This is a genomic window from Streptomyces sp. NPDC048111, from assembly GCF_043202815.1.
In the GTDB taxonomy this organism is placed as follows: Bacteria; Actinomycetota; Actinomycetes; order Streptomycetales; family Streptomycetaceae; genus Streptomyces.
On the sequence record NZ_JBIDBD010000017.1, the window covers coordinates 78,331 to 93,202 of the forward strand.

Below are 14,872 nucleotides of genomic sequence, written 5' to 3' on the forward strand. Positions count from 1 at the left end.
GCGTCAGGGGCCGTCAGCGGCTGCGCCTATGGTTGCTCCCAGCACTCCTGGACCACCCTGCCCCTCGAAGGACAGCGATGCCCGCCACCACAACCGCCCCTTCCGCCGGTACGACGGCCGGCAAGACGAGCAGGAAGAGGGGACGCCGCCTGAGGCTGTTCGTCCTCGTCCTGGTGCTGGCGCTGGTCGCGGGCGTGGCCTACGGCGCGTACTGGGGAGTCAGTACCGTGCGCGCCTCGTTCCCGCAGACCACCGGCACCATCAAGCTGCCCGGCCTGGCCGGCGACGTCGAGGTCAAGCGCGACGACCACGGCGTGCCCCAGATCTACGCCGACAGCGACGCCGACCTGTTCATGGCCCAGGGCTATGTGCAGGCACAGGACCGGTTCTGGGAGATGGACGTCCGCCGGCACCTGACCTCGGGCCGGCTCTCGGAGATGTTCGGCAGCGGCCAGGTGGACACGGACGCCTTCCTGCGCACGCTCGGCTGGCACCGGGTCGCGCAGCAGGAGTACGACACCAAGCTGACGCCCGCCACCAAGAAGTACCTCCAGGCCTACTCGGCGGGGGTGAACGCGTACCTCAAGGGCAAGGACGGCAAGGACATCTCCGTCGAGTACGCGGCGCTCAACCTCACCAACGACTACCGGCCCGAGGCCTGGTCGCCCGTCGACTCGGTGGCCTGGCTCAAGGCGATGGCCTGGGACCTGCGCGGCAACATGCAGGACGAGATCGACCGCTCGCTGATGACGAGCCGCCTCACCCCGCAGCAGATCAAGGACCTGTACCCGGCGTACCCGTCGGCCACCCACCGCCCCATCGTGGACGAGGGCTCGTACAACAAGGCGACCGGCAAGTTCGACCCGAACCGCGCCCCGACCGCCTCCGACGCCTCCTCGGGCGGCGCCCAGGGCGCGCTGCAGGGCATGCAGAGCCAGCTCTCCTCGCTCTCCGACACCCTGGACAAGATCCCGGCGCTGCTCGGCCCCAACGGCAGCGGCATCGGCTCCAACTCCTGGGTGGTGTCCGGCAAGTACACGACGACCGGCATGCCGCTGCTCGCCAACGACCCGCACCTCGCGCCGATGATGCCGTCGCTCTGGTACCAGATGGGCCTGCACTGCCGGACGCGCTCCAGCGCGTGCGGCTACGACGTGGCGGGCTACACCTTCTCCGGGATGCCCGGCGTGGTCATCGGCCACAACCAGGACATCTCCTGGGGGTTCACCAACCTCGGCGCCGATGTGACGGACCTGTACCTGGAGAAGATCAACGGCTCCAGCTACCTCTACGACAACCAGGAGAAGCCGCTCGCCACCCGCGAGGAGGTCATCAAGGTGGCCGGCGGGTCCAGCAAGACCATCACGATCCGCGAGACCAACAACGGCCCCCTGGTCTCCGACCGCGACGACGAGCTGGAGAAGGTCGGCCAGAAGGCGCCCGTCAACACCGCCGCCCCCGACCGGGGCACCGGCTACGCGGTCGCCCTCAAGTGGACGGCCCTGGAGCCCGGCAAGTCCATGGACGCGGTGTTCGCGCTGAACCGGGCGAACGACTTCAAGTCCTTCCGCACCGCGGCCAAGGACTTCGAGGTCCCCTCGCAGAACCTGATCTACGCCGACACCAAGGGCAACATCGGCTACCAGGCGCCGGGGAAGATCCCGGTGCGCGCGGACGGTGTGGACGGCACCATGCCCGCCCCGGGCTGGGAGTCGAAGTACACCTGGAAGAAGACCTACGTCCCGTTCGACGCGCTGCCCTACGAGTACAACCCCAAGCGGGGGTTCATCGTCACCGCCAACCAGGCCGTGATCGACGAGAAGAAGTACCCGTACCTGCTGACCAAGGACTGGGGCTACGGCACCCGCAGCCAGCGGATCAACGACCTCATCGAGTCGAAGATCAAGGGCGGCGGGAAGATCTCCACCGAGGACATGCAGAAGATGCAGATGGACAACAGCAGCGAGATCGCCGCGCTGCTGACGCCCGCCCTGCTGAAGATCGACGTGTCCGATCCGTCGGTGCGCGAGGCGCAGAAGCTCCTGGAGGGCTGGGACTACACCCAGGAGAACGACTCGGCGGCGGCCGCCTACTTCAACGCGGTGTGGCGCAACGTCCTGAAGCTGGCGTTCGGCAACAAGCTGCCCAAGGAACTGCGTCCCGAGGGCGAGTGCCTGTACGTGACGCCGCCGGCCGGCACCGGGCCCGTCGACGACCCCGACCGCAAGGTCTGGGAGTGCGGCCAGCGCGACGGCGACTCGGCGCAGCCCGACGGCGGGGACCGCTGGTCCGAGGTCGTGCGCAAGATCTTCAACGACCAGGGCAACGCCTGGTGGAAGGCGCCCGCGACCCGTCTGGACAAGGCCACCGCCACCCGTGACCAGCTGCTGGCGCGCGCCATGAAGGACGCCCGCTGGGAGCTGACCGCCAAGCTCGGCAAGGACACCACGACCTGGACCTGGGGCCGGCTGCACCAGCTGATGCTCAAGAACCAGACCCTGGGCACCGAAGGCCCGGGCGTCGTCAAGTACCTGCTGAACCGCGGCCCGTGGAACCTGGGCGGGGGCGAGGCCGCGGTCGACGCCACCGGCTGGAACGCGGCGAGCGGCGACTACGGGGTCACCTGGGTGCCCTCGATGCGGATGGTCGTCAACCTCAAGGACTTCGACAAGTCCAAGTGGATCAACTTGACCGGCGCCTCCGGGCACGCCTACAGCGCGCACTACTCGGACCAGACCGAGAAGTGGGCCAAGGGCGAGCTCCTGGACTGGTCGTTCAGCGGCAAGGCGGTCGACGGGTCGACCGTGGACACGCTGAAGCTCACCAAGTAGCGGGCCCGCCGGCAGGGCGGGCCGGCCGGCTCAGGCGCCGAAGCGCCGCACCCCGTCGGGGGTGACGACCGCCTGTACGGGGTGGTCGTGCGGTTCCACCGGGACCCGCGCGACCACCTCGTTCGCGTACAGGAGCACCACCAGGGCGGGGCTCGCGCCGGACGCCGTGAGGCGGGCCAGGACCCGGTCGTAGGAGCCGCCGCCGCGGCCGAGCCGCATGCCGTGCCCGTCCACCGCGAGGCCGGGCAGCAGCACCGCGTCCGCCGCGGTCACGGCGTTCGGGCCCAGGCGTTCGCCGTCCGGCTCCAGCAGCCCGCGCCCGGCCGGAACGAGGTGCTCGGGGCCGGCGTACGGGGCCCAGTCGAGGTCGTTGTCCGCGAGCAGCACCGGGAGCAGCACGCGTACGCCCCGGGCGTGCAGGGAGTGGACCAGGGCGCGCGTGCCGGGCTCGGCGCCCACCGAGAGGTAGGCGGCCACCGTTTCGGCCGAGGCGAGTTCGGGCAGCGCGAGGGCGTGGTCGGCGAGGGCCAGGGAGGCGCTGAGCCGCTGCTCGGGGGTCAGCCGCCGCCGGGTGTCGAGCAGGTGGCGGCGCAGGGCGGCCTTGTCGGACATGTGATCACTCACCGTATTTCTGCAATCGCCTCAAATGCGTGCGGAAGGGCGCGAATTCACCGGATGGCAGCCTTGCGCACATACGCAGCGGATAGGGTGCCCGCATGACTCAGTCGCCCCCACGGATCACCAAGGCTGTCATCCCCGCGGCCGGGCTCGGCACCCGGTTCCTTCCGGCCACCAAGGCCACTCCGAAGGAGATGCTGCCGGTGGTGGACAAGCCGGCCATCCAGTACGTGGTCGAGGAGGCGGTGGCCGCGGGCCTGTCCGACGTGCTGATGGTGACCGGTCGCAACAAGCGTCCCCTGGAGGACCACTTCGACCGGAACTACGAGCTGGAGTCGGCACTGACCCGCAAGGGCGACGCGGACCGCCTCGCCAAGGTCCAGCAGTCCAGCGACCTGGCCACCATGCACTACGTGCGCCAGGGCGACCCGCGGGGCCTGGGCCACGCCGTCCTGTGCGCGGCCCCGCACGTGGGCGACCAGCCCTTCGCGGTGCTCCTCGGCGACGACCTGATCGACGCCCGCGACCCGCTGCTGTCGCGGATGGTGGAGATCCAGGAGCACGAGGGCGGCAGCGTGATCGCGCTCATGGAGGTCGACCCCGAGCAGATCCACCTCTACGGCTGCGCCGCCGCCGAGACCACCGCCGAGAGCGACGTCGTGCGGGTGACCGCGCTCGTGGAGAAGCCCGAGGCGTCCGAGGCGCCGTCCAACCTCGCCGTGATCGGCCGGTACGTCCTGGACCCGGCCGTCTTCGAGGTGCTGCGCACCACCGAGCCCGGCCGCGGCGGCGAGATCCAGCTCACCGACGCCCTCCAGCAGATGGCCGCGGACGAGTCGATCGGCGGCCCGGTGCACGGCGTCGTCTTCAAGGGCCGTCGCTATGACACCGGCGATCGCGGAGACTACCTCCGAGCCATTGTCAGACTGGCGTGCGAACGTGAAGACCTGGGCCCGGACTTCAAGGCCTGGCTTCGCCGGTACGTCACCGAGGAGATGTAGGCGCCCGTGAGCAACACGATCTGGTCGGTGGACGAGCACCTGGCCGACATCCTCGCCGCGGTCAGGCCGCTCGACCCCATCGAGCTGCAACTGCCCGACGCCCAGGGCTGCGTCCTGGTCGAGGACGTGACGGTGCCCCTCGCGCTGCCGCCCTTCGACAACAGCTCGATGGACGGGTACGCGGTGCGCGTCGCCGATGTCGCGGGCGCGAGCGAGGAGTTCCCCGCGGTCCTCACCGTCGTCGGTGACGTGGCGGCGGGCAGCGGCGAGCTGCCCACCGTCGGCCCGGGGCAGGCCGCGCGGATCATGACCGGCGCGCCGATGCCGCCCGGCGCCGAGGCCGTCGTGCCCGTCGAGTGGACGGACGGGGGCGCCGGCCGTGGCGCGGCCACCGCCATGCGCCCGGCGGGGGACGCGCCGGAGGGGGCGAGCGGCGAGGTGCGGGTGCACCGCGCCGCCGGGGACCGCGCCCATGTCCGCGCGCGCGGCAGCGACGTCCAGGCCGGTGACCTCGCGCTGCGCTCGGGCACCGTGCTGGGCCCGCCGCAGATCGGCCTGCTCGCCGCGATCGGGCGCGGCACGGTCACCGTACGGCCGCGCCCGCGCGTGGTGGTGCTGTCCACCGGAAGCGAACTGGTGCAGCCCGGCGAGCCGTTGGGCGACGGCCAGATCTACGACTCCAACAGCTTCGCCCTGACGGCCGCCGCCCGGGACGCGGGCGCCATCGCCTACCGGGTGGGCGCGGTCACCGACGACGCGGCCGTCCTGCGCGACACCATCGACGACCAGCTGATCCGCGCCGACCTCCTGGTCACCACCGGCGGCGTCAGCGTCGGCGCGTACGACGTCGTCAAGGAGGCGCTGTCGTCGGCGGGGGACGCGGACGAGCCCGGCAGCGGCGTCGACTTCCGCAAGCTCAGGATGCAGCCGGGCAAGCCCCAGGGCTTCGGCACGATCGGCCCCGACCACACCCCGCTGCTCGCCCTGCCCGGCAACCCGGTGTCCTCCTACGTCTCCTTCGAGCTGTTCGTCCGCCCCGCCATCCGCACCCTGATGGGCGTGGCCGATGTGCACCGGCCCACCGTGCGCGCCGTCCTGGAGGCCGACAAGGCGCTGTCCTCGCCCGCCGACCGGCGCCAGTTCCTGCGCGGCACCTACGACGCGGCGGCCGGCACGGTCCGCCCGGTCGGCGGCTCGGGATCGCATCTGATCGCCGCCCTCGCGCAGGCCGACTGCCTCATCGTGATCCCCGAGGCGGACACGTCGGCGGAGCCCGGCAGCGAGGTGGAAGTGGTCCTGCTCGGCTGAGCCCCGGTCGGTGGGGGTACGGTGTCTGCCCACAGAAGCCGTACCGGGAGCGCCACCGAATGAGTACGACGCACAGCAGGCTCACGCACATCGACGAGGCGGGTGCGGCCCGCATGGTCGACGTCTCCGAGAAGGACGTCACCGTACGCACGGCCCGCGCGAGCGGGCGGGTGCTGGTCGCGCCGCACGTGGTGGAACTCCTGCGCGGTGAGGGCGTACCCAAGGGCGACGCGCTCGCCACCGCCCGCATCGCCGGGATCATGGGCGCCAAGCGCACCCCCGACCTCATTCCGCTGTGCCACCCGCTCGCCGTCTCCGGCGTCAAGCTCGACCTGTCGGTGGCCGACGACGCGGTGGAGATCCTCGCGACGGTGAAGACCACCGACCGCACGGGCGTGGAGATGGAGGCGCTGACCGCGGTGTCGGTGGCCGCGCTCACCGTCGTCGACATGGTCAAGGCGGTCGACAAGGGCGCCGTCATCACCGACGTGCGCGTCGAGCAGAAGACCGGCGGCAAGTCCGGCGACTGGAACAGGACCCCGGCGGCCGGAGCATGACGCCCCCTCAGCACCCTCGGCCCGCCGCACGGCCCGGCCCGCAGGCCGCCGTGCCCTTCCCGCCGGGCGGCGAAGGGCTCGGCGGGGCGCTCACCGCTCCGTACGCGGCGCTCGTCGTGACCGCCTCCAACCGGGCCGCCGCCGGGGTGTACGCGGACACCGGCGGGCCGCTGCTCGCCGAGGGCCTCGCCGCGATCGGCTTCGCCGTGGACGGACCGCTGGTGGTGCCGGACGGCGCCCCCGTGGAGCAGGCGCTGCGCGCGGGCGCCGCGGCCGGGTACGACGTGATCGTGACGACCGGCGGCACCGGCATCTCGCCCACCGACCGCACCCCCGACGCCACCCGCGCCGTCATCGGCTACGAGGTGCCCGGCATCCCCGAGGCGATCCGCGCCGAGGGCCTGGCCAAGGTGCCCACCGCCGCCCTGTCCCGCGGTCTCGCCGGAGTCGCGGGCACGGGCACCCTGATCGTCAACCTGCCGGGCTCCACCGGCGGCGTACGCGACGGGCTCGCCGTCCTGGAGCGGATCCTGCGGCACGCCGTGGACCAGATCCGCGGCGGCGACCACCCCAGAGGCTCCGGGAGCCCGAGCTGAACGTTCCTTCGTGGCCGGTCGAGCTGGCGGAGGGCGATGTGGTCCTCCGCCCCATAAAGATGCGCGATCAACGGGCCTGGCGTGAGGTCAACCGGCGCAACCGCGACTGGCTGCGGCCCTGGGAGGCGACGATCCCGCCGCCCGCGCCGGGCGCGCCGTTCGCCCAGCGGCCCACCTACCGGCAGATGGTGCGCCATCTGCGGGGCGAGGCCAACGCGGGGCGCATGCTGCCGTTCGTCATCGAGTACCAGGGCCATCTGGTGGGCCAGCTGACGGTCGCCGGGATCACCTGGGGCTCCATGTGCTCGGGGCACGTCGGGTACTGGGTGGACCGCGAGGTGGCGGGCCGGGGCGTGATGCCGACCGCGGTCGCGCTCGCCGTGGACCACTGCTTCCGCGCGGTCGGGCTGCACCGTATGGAGGTGTGCATTCGCCCGGAGAACGGGCCGAGCCGCCGCGTGGTGGAAAAGCTGGGATTCCGCGAAGAGGGGCTGCGTCCGCGCTATCTCCACATCGACGGAGCGTGGCGCGACCACCTGGTGTACGCGCTGACCGCCGAGGAAGTGCCCGATGGGCTGGTCGCCCGGTGGCGGCGGGCCCGGCAGTCCCACCCCGGAAAATAAAATAAATGTTCGAATTCGATCGCGCTCTGTTCGTATCCTCTTGTCGAACGATCTGAGAAATCACAAAAAAGGCCGGTGATATCAGCCAGATCGTGCGACACACCGGCTCAATTGGCGTATCCCCGCGCGCCCGCCCCTCTACGGTGTGATGTGTGAGCAGCAGCGGCCTCATCTACGCAGTCATCGTCGGGGCCTGGGCCGCCTACCTGGTGCCGATGTGGCTCCGCAGGCAGGACGAGCTCAACGAGGCCCGTCCGACGGAACGCTTCAGCACCGCCATCCGGCTGCTGTCCGGGCGGTCGGCCATGGAGCGCAGATACGCCAAGGAGCTGCGCCAGCGGGCCGCCGACGAGTCGGCCGAGCCGGCCCCCGTGACCCCTCCGGACGCCCCGACCGAACCCCTCGCCGCCTCCGCGGAGCCCGCGGACGCCCGGGACTTCGGCGTCCCCGCGGCCCGCGCCCCGCGTTCCGCGCGCCCCGCGCAAGCCGAACGCGCCGAGCGCAGGCGCCCCGGGAGCGCCGCGTCCGCCGAGCGCGCCCGGCGCGCCCAGCGCAGCGCGGTGCTCGCCCGGCGCCGGCGCACCACCGTGGTGCTCTTCCTCGCCTTCACGCTGGGCGCGGTCGTGGCGGCGGTCGGCGGGCTCGGTTTCCTGTGGGCGCCGGCCGTGCCGGCCGCTTTGCTGAGCGCGTACATCGTGCATCTGCGCCGTCAGGAGAAGCGGCGCTTCGCCTTCACCATGGACCGCCGGCGCGCGGAGGCCGCGGCCCAGCGGCTGCGCGAGAGCCGTCCGCGGGCCCGGGCCACCGCGCCCGGCGCCGAGCCGGACGACGAGACGGACGCCCACCACCCGGCCCCGGTGCCCGAACCGGCTCCGGCCCCCGCGCTCTCCCCGCAGGAGGCCGGGCGGCGCGCGCTCGTCGAGCAGACCGACCACCAGGAGTGGGTCGACCAGCAGCGCGAGCGCGGTCCCGGACACGGCGCCAGCTGGGACCCGGTGCCCGTCCCGCTGCCCACCTACGTCACCGCTCCGGTCGCCCCGCGCGCCACCGGCGGCATCGACCTGGGCGCCCCGGACACCTGGTCCTCGGCCCGCTCCTCCACGGCCGACCCCGCCCCGGCCCCGCCCGCCGCCGACCCGCCGCCCCGGCAGCGCCCGGGCCCAAGTCGCCACCGCACCCCGCTCTTCGACCAGTACGAGGACGAGGACCGGCCCCGCGCCGCCAACGAATGACCCCCTCTCGCTGACCAGCGAGGACCGGATTTCCGAGCACCCCCCGGCGGGTGCTAAGGTTTCACTCGTTGCAAGGGCCTGTGGCGCAGTCCGGTAGCGCACCTCGTTCGCATCGAGGGGGTCAGGGGTTCGAATCCCCTCAGGTCCACAACAACAACGAGATCCCGTCCGATCATCACGATCGGGCGGGATCTTCGTCGTGCGGGCCCCCGCCGGTCAGGCTCCGCCGAGCGGCTTGGCGAAGCAGCGGCTCGTCTCGTAGGTGCGGTAGTGGCCGAACTTCTCGCAGGGCTCGTAACCCGTCGAGGCGTACAGGGTGATGGCCTCGGGCTGCTTGATGCCGGTCTCCAGGACCATGCGGGTGCGGCCGGCCGCGCGGGCGTCGGCCTCCAGGGCGGCCAGGATACGGCGGGCCAGGCCCCGGCCGCGCGCCTCGGGGACGACGTACATGCGCTTGATCTCGGCGTCGCCGTCGCGGTAGTTCTCCTCGCCCGCGCGCTGGGTACGCCATCCGCCGGTGGCGACGGGGCGGCCCTCGGGGTCGTAGGCGATCAGGCAGAGGCCGCGCGGGGGCAGGAACATCGAGGCGTCCAGCACGGTGGCGTCGCCCTCGTCCCCGTAGCGCTCGGCGTATTCGAGCTGGACCTGGTCGTTGAGTCTGACGGCGTCGGGGTGGTCGTAGGTCAGCTGGCGGATAATCATGCGCTACAGCGTACTTCTATGCGGATCGTGGGTGGTCCCGGGTCGGTAGGGTGCCGGGATGCTCACTGTTACCTCTGTGAATGTAAACGGGCTGCGGGCCGCCGCCAAGAAGGGCTTCGTGGAGTGGCTCGCGGGCAGCGCGGCCGATGTCGTCTGCCTGCAGGAAGTACGCGCCGAGCCCCACCAGCTGCCCGCGGAGGCCGGCGCTCCCGAGGGCTGGTTCGCGGTGCACGCCCCGGCCGCCGCCAAGGGCCGGGCCGGAGTGTCCCTGCTCACCCGGCGCGAGCCGGACCGGGTGCGGACCGGGTTCGGGAGCGCGGAGTTCGACGGCAGCGGGCGCTATGTCGAGGCGGATCTGCCCGGTGTGACCGTGGCCTCCCTCTATCTGCCCTCCGGCGAGGTCGGCACCGAGCGGCAGGACGAGAAGATCCGCTTCATGGCGGAGTTCCTGGAGTACCTGCGGGAGCTGAGGGCCAGGGCCGCGGCCGACGGGCGCGAGGTCGTGGTGTGCGGGGACTGGAACATCGCCCATCAGGAGGCGGACCTCAAGAACTGGAAGGGCAACAAGAAGAACTCCGGCTTCCTGCCCGAGGAGCGGGAGTGGATGACCCGCGTCTTCGACGCCGCCGATGGCGGTTACGCCGATGTGATGCGCGAGCTGCACCCCGGCGTGGAGGGCCCGTACTCGTGGTGGTCCTACCGCGGCCGCGCCTTCGACAACGACACGGGCTGGCGCATCGACTACCAGGTGGCCACCCCGGGGCTGGCCGCGCGGGCCGTCAAGGGGTTCGTCGAGCGGGCCGCGACGCACGGCGAGCGGTGGAGCGACCACGCGCCCGTCACCGTCGTCTACGACCTGTAGGCCGATACGGTCGTCTACGACCTGTAGGCCGATACGGTCCGGCCGCCCCGCGGGGCCCTCAGGGTTCCTTGGGTGTGTGGCGGTCGAGGGCGAGCGAGAGTTCCGCGTCCACCACCGCTTTGGCCAGCGGGCGCAGGCGGTGGGCGTCGCCCGGGGCGGCGTGGGTGTGCAGCAGGTCGGTGAACAGCGCGGCGAGGGCCTCGGCGTGCTCGCGGACCTCGCGCCCGGCCGCCAGCACCGCGGCCAGCGGGACGCCCTCGCGCACCAGGGAGGCCGACACGTCCAGGAGGCGGCGGCTGATGTGGACGATCTCCTCGCCCGAGACCGCCAGGTACCCGAGGTCGAGGGCGGCGGCCAGGTTCTCCGGGGTGACCTCGCCCGCGAAGTGGTCGGCCAGCGCCTCCGGGGTCAGCCGCACCGGGGTCTCCTCGGTGGGCTCGACCAGGCCGAGGGCCTCGCCCGCGTCACGGCCCGACTCGAAGGCGGAGGTCAGGTCCGCGATGCCGGACAAGGTGTGGCCGCGCTCCAGGAGCGCCGAGATCGTGCGCAGCCGGGCCAGGTGGTGGTCGTCGTACCAGGCGATGCGCCCCTCGCGGCGCGGCGGCGGGATGAGGCCCCGCTCGCGGTAGAAGCGCAGGGTGCGTTCGGTGATGCCGGCCTTCTCGGCCAGCTCCGCCATGCGGTACTCGCGAGCGCCGGAGTCCTCCTCGCGCCGCTCCCCGGCCGCTTTCGCGCGCCGCTTGGCCACGCGGGCGCCCCGGTCAAAACCCCTGTCTGCCTGGTCGTCTGCCACGGCCTCAGCCTATGCGCTGCCCGGCGCCCTGTACCGGCGGTAACTTTCTCCGCCCGCACCCCTACCGCTCGGTATGCGACTGCTCTACCCTCCCAACAGTGCCAGTGATTGCTGGCAACATTGTGGGACCGACCGTGGAGGCGGTGGCATGGCCAACGGCGAGCATGTACGTGTGGCGGTGATCGGGTCGGGGTTCGGCGGGCTCGGAGCCGCGGTCCGGCTGCGCCGCGAGGGGATCACCGACTTCGTCGTCCTGGAGCGGGCCGGGTCGGTCGGCGGCACCTGGCGCGACAACAGCTATCCGGGGTGCGCGTGCGACGTCCCCTCGCACCTCTACTCCTTCTCCTTCGCGCCCAACCCCGACTGGCCGCGCACCTTCTCCGGCCAGGAGCACATCCGCGCCTATCTGGAGCACGTCGCCGACGTGTTCCGGCTGCGCCCGCACATCCGCCTCGACCACGAGGTGACGATGATGCGCTGGGACGCCGAACGGCTGTGGTGGGAGATCGAGGTGGGCAACGGCACGACGCTGACCGCCGATGTCGTCGTCTCCGCCACCGGGCCGCTCTCCGACCCCAAAACACCGGAGATCCCCGGCCTCGCCGGCTTCCCCGGGAAGGTCTTCCACTCCGCCCGCTGGGACCACGACTACGACCTGCGCGGCAAGCGCGTCGCCATGGTCGGCACCGGGGCGTCGGCCATCCAGATCGTGCCCGCCATCCAGCCCGAGGCCGGGCGGCTCACGCTGTTCCAGCGGACCCCGCCGTGGGTCATGCCGCGCATGGACCGCGCGATCACCGGCGCCGAGCGCTGGCTGCACCGGCAGCTGCCGTTCACCGGGGCCGCCCGGCGCGGACTGCTGTGGGGCATCAGGGAGTTGCAGGTCAGCGCGTTCACCAAGCGGCCGAACGAGCTCGGGCTCGTCGAGTCGATCGCCAAGTCCAACATCGCCCGCTCGATCAAGGACCCGGCGCTGCGGGCCAAGCTGACGCCCGACTACCGCATCGGCTGCAAGCGGATCCTGCTGTCGAGCTCGTACTATCCCGCCCTCGCGCAGGACAACGTGGACGTCGTGGCCGCCGGGCTCAGTGAGGTGCGCGGCTCCACCCTCGTCGCCTCCGACGGCACCGAGACCGAGGTCGACGCGATCATCTTCGGGACCGGGTTCCACGTCACCGACATGCCGATCGCCGACCGGGTCGTGGGCGCCGACGGCCACACGCTCGCCGAGTCGTGGAAGGACGGCATGCAGTCCCTGCGCGGCGCGACCGCGGCCGGGTTCCCCAACTGGATGACCATCATCGGACCCAACACCGGCCTCGGGAACTCCTCGATGATCCTGATGATCGAGTCCCAGCTGAACTATCTCGCCGACTACCTGCGGCAGTTGGACGTCCTCGGCGGCCGGGCCGCGCTCACCCCGCGGGCCTCCGCGGTCGGCGCCTGGAACCGGCGGGTGCAGGAACGCATGAAGCGGACCGTGTGGAACACCGGCGGCTGCACCAGCTGGTACCTGGACGCGGCCGGGCGCAACACCACCGTCTGGCCGGGCACCACCGGCGAGTTCCGCCGCGCCACGCGCGAGGTGGACCTCGGCGAGTACGAGGTGGTCCGCGCCCGGGCGGCCGAGGCGCGGGACGCACGGGCGGTACGGGCGGTGCCGGATCCGCCGGACGCGCCGCAGGGCCCGGGTGCGCAGGACGCGGCCGGCGAGGAAGCGGCGGTGTCCGCGTGAAGCGCGCCGGAGCGGTACGGCACGGCGTGTACGCCCCGCCCGTCGCCGCACGCGAACTGACCGTGCGCTCCGCCGACGGCGCCGAGCTGCACGTCGAGGTGCACGGCCCCGAGGGGGCGCCCGCGGTGGTGCTCGCCCACGGCTGGACCTGCTCGACCGCGTTCTGGGCCGCGCAGATCCGTGAGCTGGCCGGGGAGTGCCGGGTCATCGCCTACGACCAGCGCGGCCACGGACGCACTCCCGCCGCCGTGACCTGCTCCGCCGAGGCGCTGGCCGACGACCTCGAAGCGGTACTCACCGCCACGCTCGCCCCGGGCGAACGGGCCGTGCTCGCCGGGCACTCCATGGGCGGCATGACGCTCATGGCGGCCGCCGGGCGGCCCGCGCTGCGCGACCACGCGGCGGCGGTCCTGCTGTGCAGCACCGGTGCCTCGCGCCTGGTGGCCGAGGCGCGGGTGGTGCCGCTGCGCCCCGGCCGGATCCGCACCGGGATCACCCGGCGCGTCCTCGGCTCGGGCGCGCCGCTCGGGCCGGTCACGCCGGTCGCCAAGAAGGTCCTGCGGTACGCGACGATGGGGCCCGGGGCCGCGCCGGACAAGGTCGAGGCGTGCGCCAGGATCGTGCACGCCTGTCCGCGCGGGGTCCGCAAGGCCTGGTCGCACGTCCTGGCTGAGCTGGAAGTGGACGTCCACGTAAGGGAGTTGAGGGCGCCCACCGCCGTGGTGGTGGGCGACGCCGATCGGCTCACGCCGCCCGTGCACGCCCGGCGGATCGCGGGCGCGCTGCCCGACTGCCGCTCGTTCGACGTACTCACCGGTGTCGGGCACATGACGCCCATCGAGGCGCCGGCCTTCATCACCGAGAAGATCCGCGCGCTGGTGGCCGAGCATCTCGCCGCCCCGGCCGCCACCGATGCAGTCGACGCCGAGGAGCGTGCCGTATGAGCAAGGTCGGTCTGGAGGGGCAGGTCGCGGTCGTCACCGGCGCCGCCCGGGGCGTGGGCGAGCTGCTCGCCCGCAAGCTGTCGGCGCGCGGCGCCAAGGTCGCCCTCGTCGGGCTCGAACCCGACGAGCTGAAGCGGGTGGCCTCGCGGCTGCACACCGAGGCCGAGTCCTGGTACGCGGACGTCACCGACCACGAGGCCATGGCGCGGGTCGCCGCCGAGGTCAAGGAGCGGTTCGGCAAGGTCGACATCGTCGTCGCCAACGCGGGGGTCGCCTCCGGGGGGCCGTTCGTCGACTCCGATCCCGGCGCCTGGCGGCGGGTCATCGAGGTCAACCTCATCGGCGGGGCGGTCACCGCGCGGGCGTTCCTGCCCGTCCTGATGGAGTCGCGCGGGTACTTCCTGCAGATCGCCTCGCTCGCGGCGATCACGCCGGCGCCGATGATGACGGCGTACTGCGCGTCCAAGTCCGGGGTCGAGGCGTTCGCGCACAGTCTGCGGGCGGAGGTCGGCTACAAGGGGGTGCGGGTCGGGGTCGGGTACCTGTCGTGGACCGATACGGACATGGTGCGCGGGGCCGACCAGGACGAGGTCATGCGCGAGCTGCGCTCGCGGCTGCCGTGGCCGTCGAACCGGACGTATCCGCTCGGGCCGGCCGTCGACCGCATCGTCGCCGGGATCGAGCGGCGGGGCTCGCATGTGTACGCGCAGTGGTGGTTGCGGGGGATGCAGTCGGTGCGGGGGTACTTGCCGGGGGTCATCGGGGTGGTGGGGGCTCGGGAGATGCGGCGGTTCGAGCCTCGGTTGGGCTCTGTGTCGCGGGGGCTGGTCGGGGCGGGCGGCGCCGCCGACGAATCCGCCCGCCCCTGACCCCCTGGGGCTGCGCCCCGGGCCCCGGCCCGGGCCCCGGGGGGTTTGCCCACCCGCCCGCCCGTGCGGGGGGTCGGATAGGCCCGGCTCCCTGGGGCTCCGCCCCAGACCCCGGGGCGCTGTCCCACCCGCCCGCCCGTACAGGGGGTTGCAGGGTCCGGCCCCTGGGGCTGCGCCCCAGACCCGCTGAGGGGCTCCGCC

14 protein-coding genes and 1 tRNA gene are annotated in these 14,872 nt (G+C 72.7%); 12 read left to right on the forward strand and 3 right to left on the reverse strand.

Annotation, left to right across the window (positions count from 1 at the left end; all coding sequences use genetic code 11):
* Positions 1–77 precede the first annotated feature (77 nt).
* Entirely contained in the window at positions 78–2,831 is a 2,754-nt protein-coding gene (locus tag ACGF3I_RS24345) for a penicillin acylase family protein (protein ID WP_393135356.1), read from the forward strand.
* A gap of 30 nt (positions 2,832–2,861) precedes the next feature.
* On the opposite strand, the gene ACGF3I_RS24350 is transcribed toward ACGF3I_RS24345, so the two are convergent.
* Positions 2,862–3,443, reverse strand: a complete 582-nt coding sequence (locus tag ACGF3I_RS24350; protein WP_393135358.1) for a 5-formyltetrahydrofolate cyclo-ligase — start codon at positions 3,441–3,443, stop codon at positions 2,862–2,864.
* A gap of 104 nt (positions 3,444–3,547) precedes the next feature.
* Between ACGF3I_RS24350 and galU the strand changes: the two genes are divergently transcribed.
* The 7 genes from galU (at position 3,548) to ACGF3I_RS24385 (ending at position 8,914) form a co-directional block, all read left to right on the forward strand.
* Positions 3,548–4,450 (forward strand): UTP--glucose-1-phosphate uridylyltransferase GalU, encoded by a 903-nt coding sequence (galU, locus tag ACGF3I_RS24355; protein WP_393135360.1) that lies wholly within the window; start codon positions 3,548–3,550, stop codon positions 4,448–4,450.
* A gap of 6 nt (positions 4,451–4,456) precedes the next feature.
* Positions 4,457–5,758, forward strand: a complete 1,302-nt coding sequence (gene glp / locus ACGF3I_RS24360; RefSeq protein WP_393135362.1) for a gephyrin-like molybdotransferase Glp — start codon at positions 4,457–4,459, stop codon at positions 5,756–5,758.
* A 59-nt stretch (positions 5,759–5,817) separates the two neighbouring features.
* Complete coding sequence (moaC, locus tag ACGF3I_RS24365; RefSeq protein ID WP_393135364.1) at positions 5,818–6,315, forward strand: cyclic pyranopterin monophosphate synthase MoaC; 498 nt, start codon at positions 5,818–5,820, stop codon at positions 6,313–6,315.
* On the forward strand, positions 6,312–6,911 hold the full coding sequence (locus tag ACGF3I_RS24370) for a molybdenum cofactor biosynthesis protein B (protein WP_393135366.1): 600 nt from the start codon (positions 6,312–6,314) through the stop codon (positions 6,909–6,911). The genes moaC and ACGF3I_RS24370 overlap by 4 nt, the downstream gene beginning before the upstream one ends.
* Positions 6,908–7,534 carry a GNAT family N-acetyltransferase gene (locus tag ACGF3I_RS24375; protein WP_393135454.1) on the forward strand — a complete coding sequence of 209 codons (627 nt, stop codon included), beginning with the start codon at positions 6,908–6,910 and terminating at the stop codon, positions 7,532–7,534. The genes ACGF3I_RS24370 and ACGF3I_RS24375 overlap by 4 nt, the downstream gene beginning before the upstream one ends.
* Positions 7,535–7,686: 152 nt before the next feature.
* On the forward strand, positions 7,687–8,766 hold the full coding sequence (glpR, locus tag ACGF3I_RS24380) for a gephyrin-like molybdotransferase receptor GlpR (RefSeq protein ID WP_393135368.1): 1,080 nt from the start codon (positions 7,687–7,689) through the stop codon (positions 8,764–8,766).
* Positions 8,767–8,840: 74 nt separating this feature from the next.
* A tRNA-Ala gene (locus ACGF3I_RS24385) sits at positions 8,841–8,914 on the forward strand.
* 68 nt (positions 8,915–8,982) lie between these two features.
* Here ACGF3I_RS24385 and ACGF3I_RS24390 read toward each other — a convergent pair.
* On the reverse strand, positions 8,983–9,468 hold the full coding sequence (locus ACGF3I_RS24390) for a GNAT family N-acetyltransferase (RefSeq protein WP_393135370.1): 486 nt from the start codon (positions 9,466–9,468) through the stop codon (positions 8,983–8,985).
* Positions 9,469–9,526: 58 nt separating this feature from the next.
* Between ACGF3I_RS24390 and ACGF3I_RS24395 the strand changes: the two genes are divergently transcribed.
* A complete protein-coding gene (locus ACGF3I_RS24395) occupies positions 9,527–10,330 on the forward strand; it encodes an exodeoxyribonuclease III (RefSeq protein WP_393135372.1) in 804 nt (267 codons plus the stop codon).
* Between the two features lie 58 nt (positions 10,331–10,388).
* Here ACGF3I_RS24395 and ACGF3I_RS24400 read toward each other — a convergent pair whose 3' ends face one another.
* A complete protein-coding gene (locus tag ACGF3I_RS24400) occupies positions 10,389–11,009 on the reverse strand; it encodes a MerR family transcriptional regulator (protein WP_393135456.1) in 621 nt (206 codons plus the stop codon).
* 262 nt (positions 11,010–11,271) lie between these two features.
* Here ACGF3I_RS24400 and ACGF3I_RS24405 point away from each other — a divergent pair, with 262 nt between their 5' ends.
* Genes ACGF3I_RS24405 through ACGF3I_RS24415 form a run of 3 tightly spaced genes read left to right on the forward strand, consistent with a single transcriptional unit; the run spans position 11,272 to position 14,671 of the window.
* A complete protein-coding gene (locus tag ACGF3I_RS24405; RefSeq protein WP_393135374.1) occupies positions 11,272–12,858 on the forward strand; it encodes a flavin-containing monooxygenase in 1,587 nt (528 codons plus the stop codon).
* The gene (locus tag ACGF3I_RS24410) at positions 12,855–13,802 is read left to right on the forward strand and encodes an alpha/beta fold hydrolase (protein ID WP_393135376.1); all 948 of its coding nucleotides are present in this window, start codon (positions 12,855–12,857) and stop codon (positions 13,800–13,802) included. The genes ACGF3I_RS24405 and ACGF3I_RS24410 overlap by 4 nt, the downstream gene beginning before the upstream one ends.
* Positions 13,799–14,671 (forward strand): SDR family oxidoreductase, encoded by an 873-nt coding sequence (locus ACGF3I_RS24415; RefSeq protein WP_393135378.1) that lies wholly within the window; start codon positions 13,799–13,801, stop codon positions 14,669–14,671. The genes ACGF3I_RS24410 and ACGF3I_RS24415 overlap by 4 nt, the downstream gene beginning before the upstream one ends.
* The last annotated feature ends 201 nt before the right edge of the window (positions 14,672–14,872 follow it).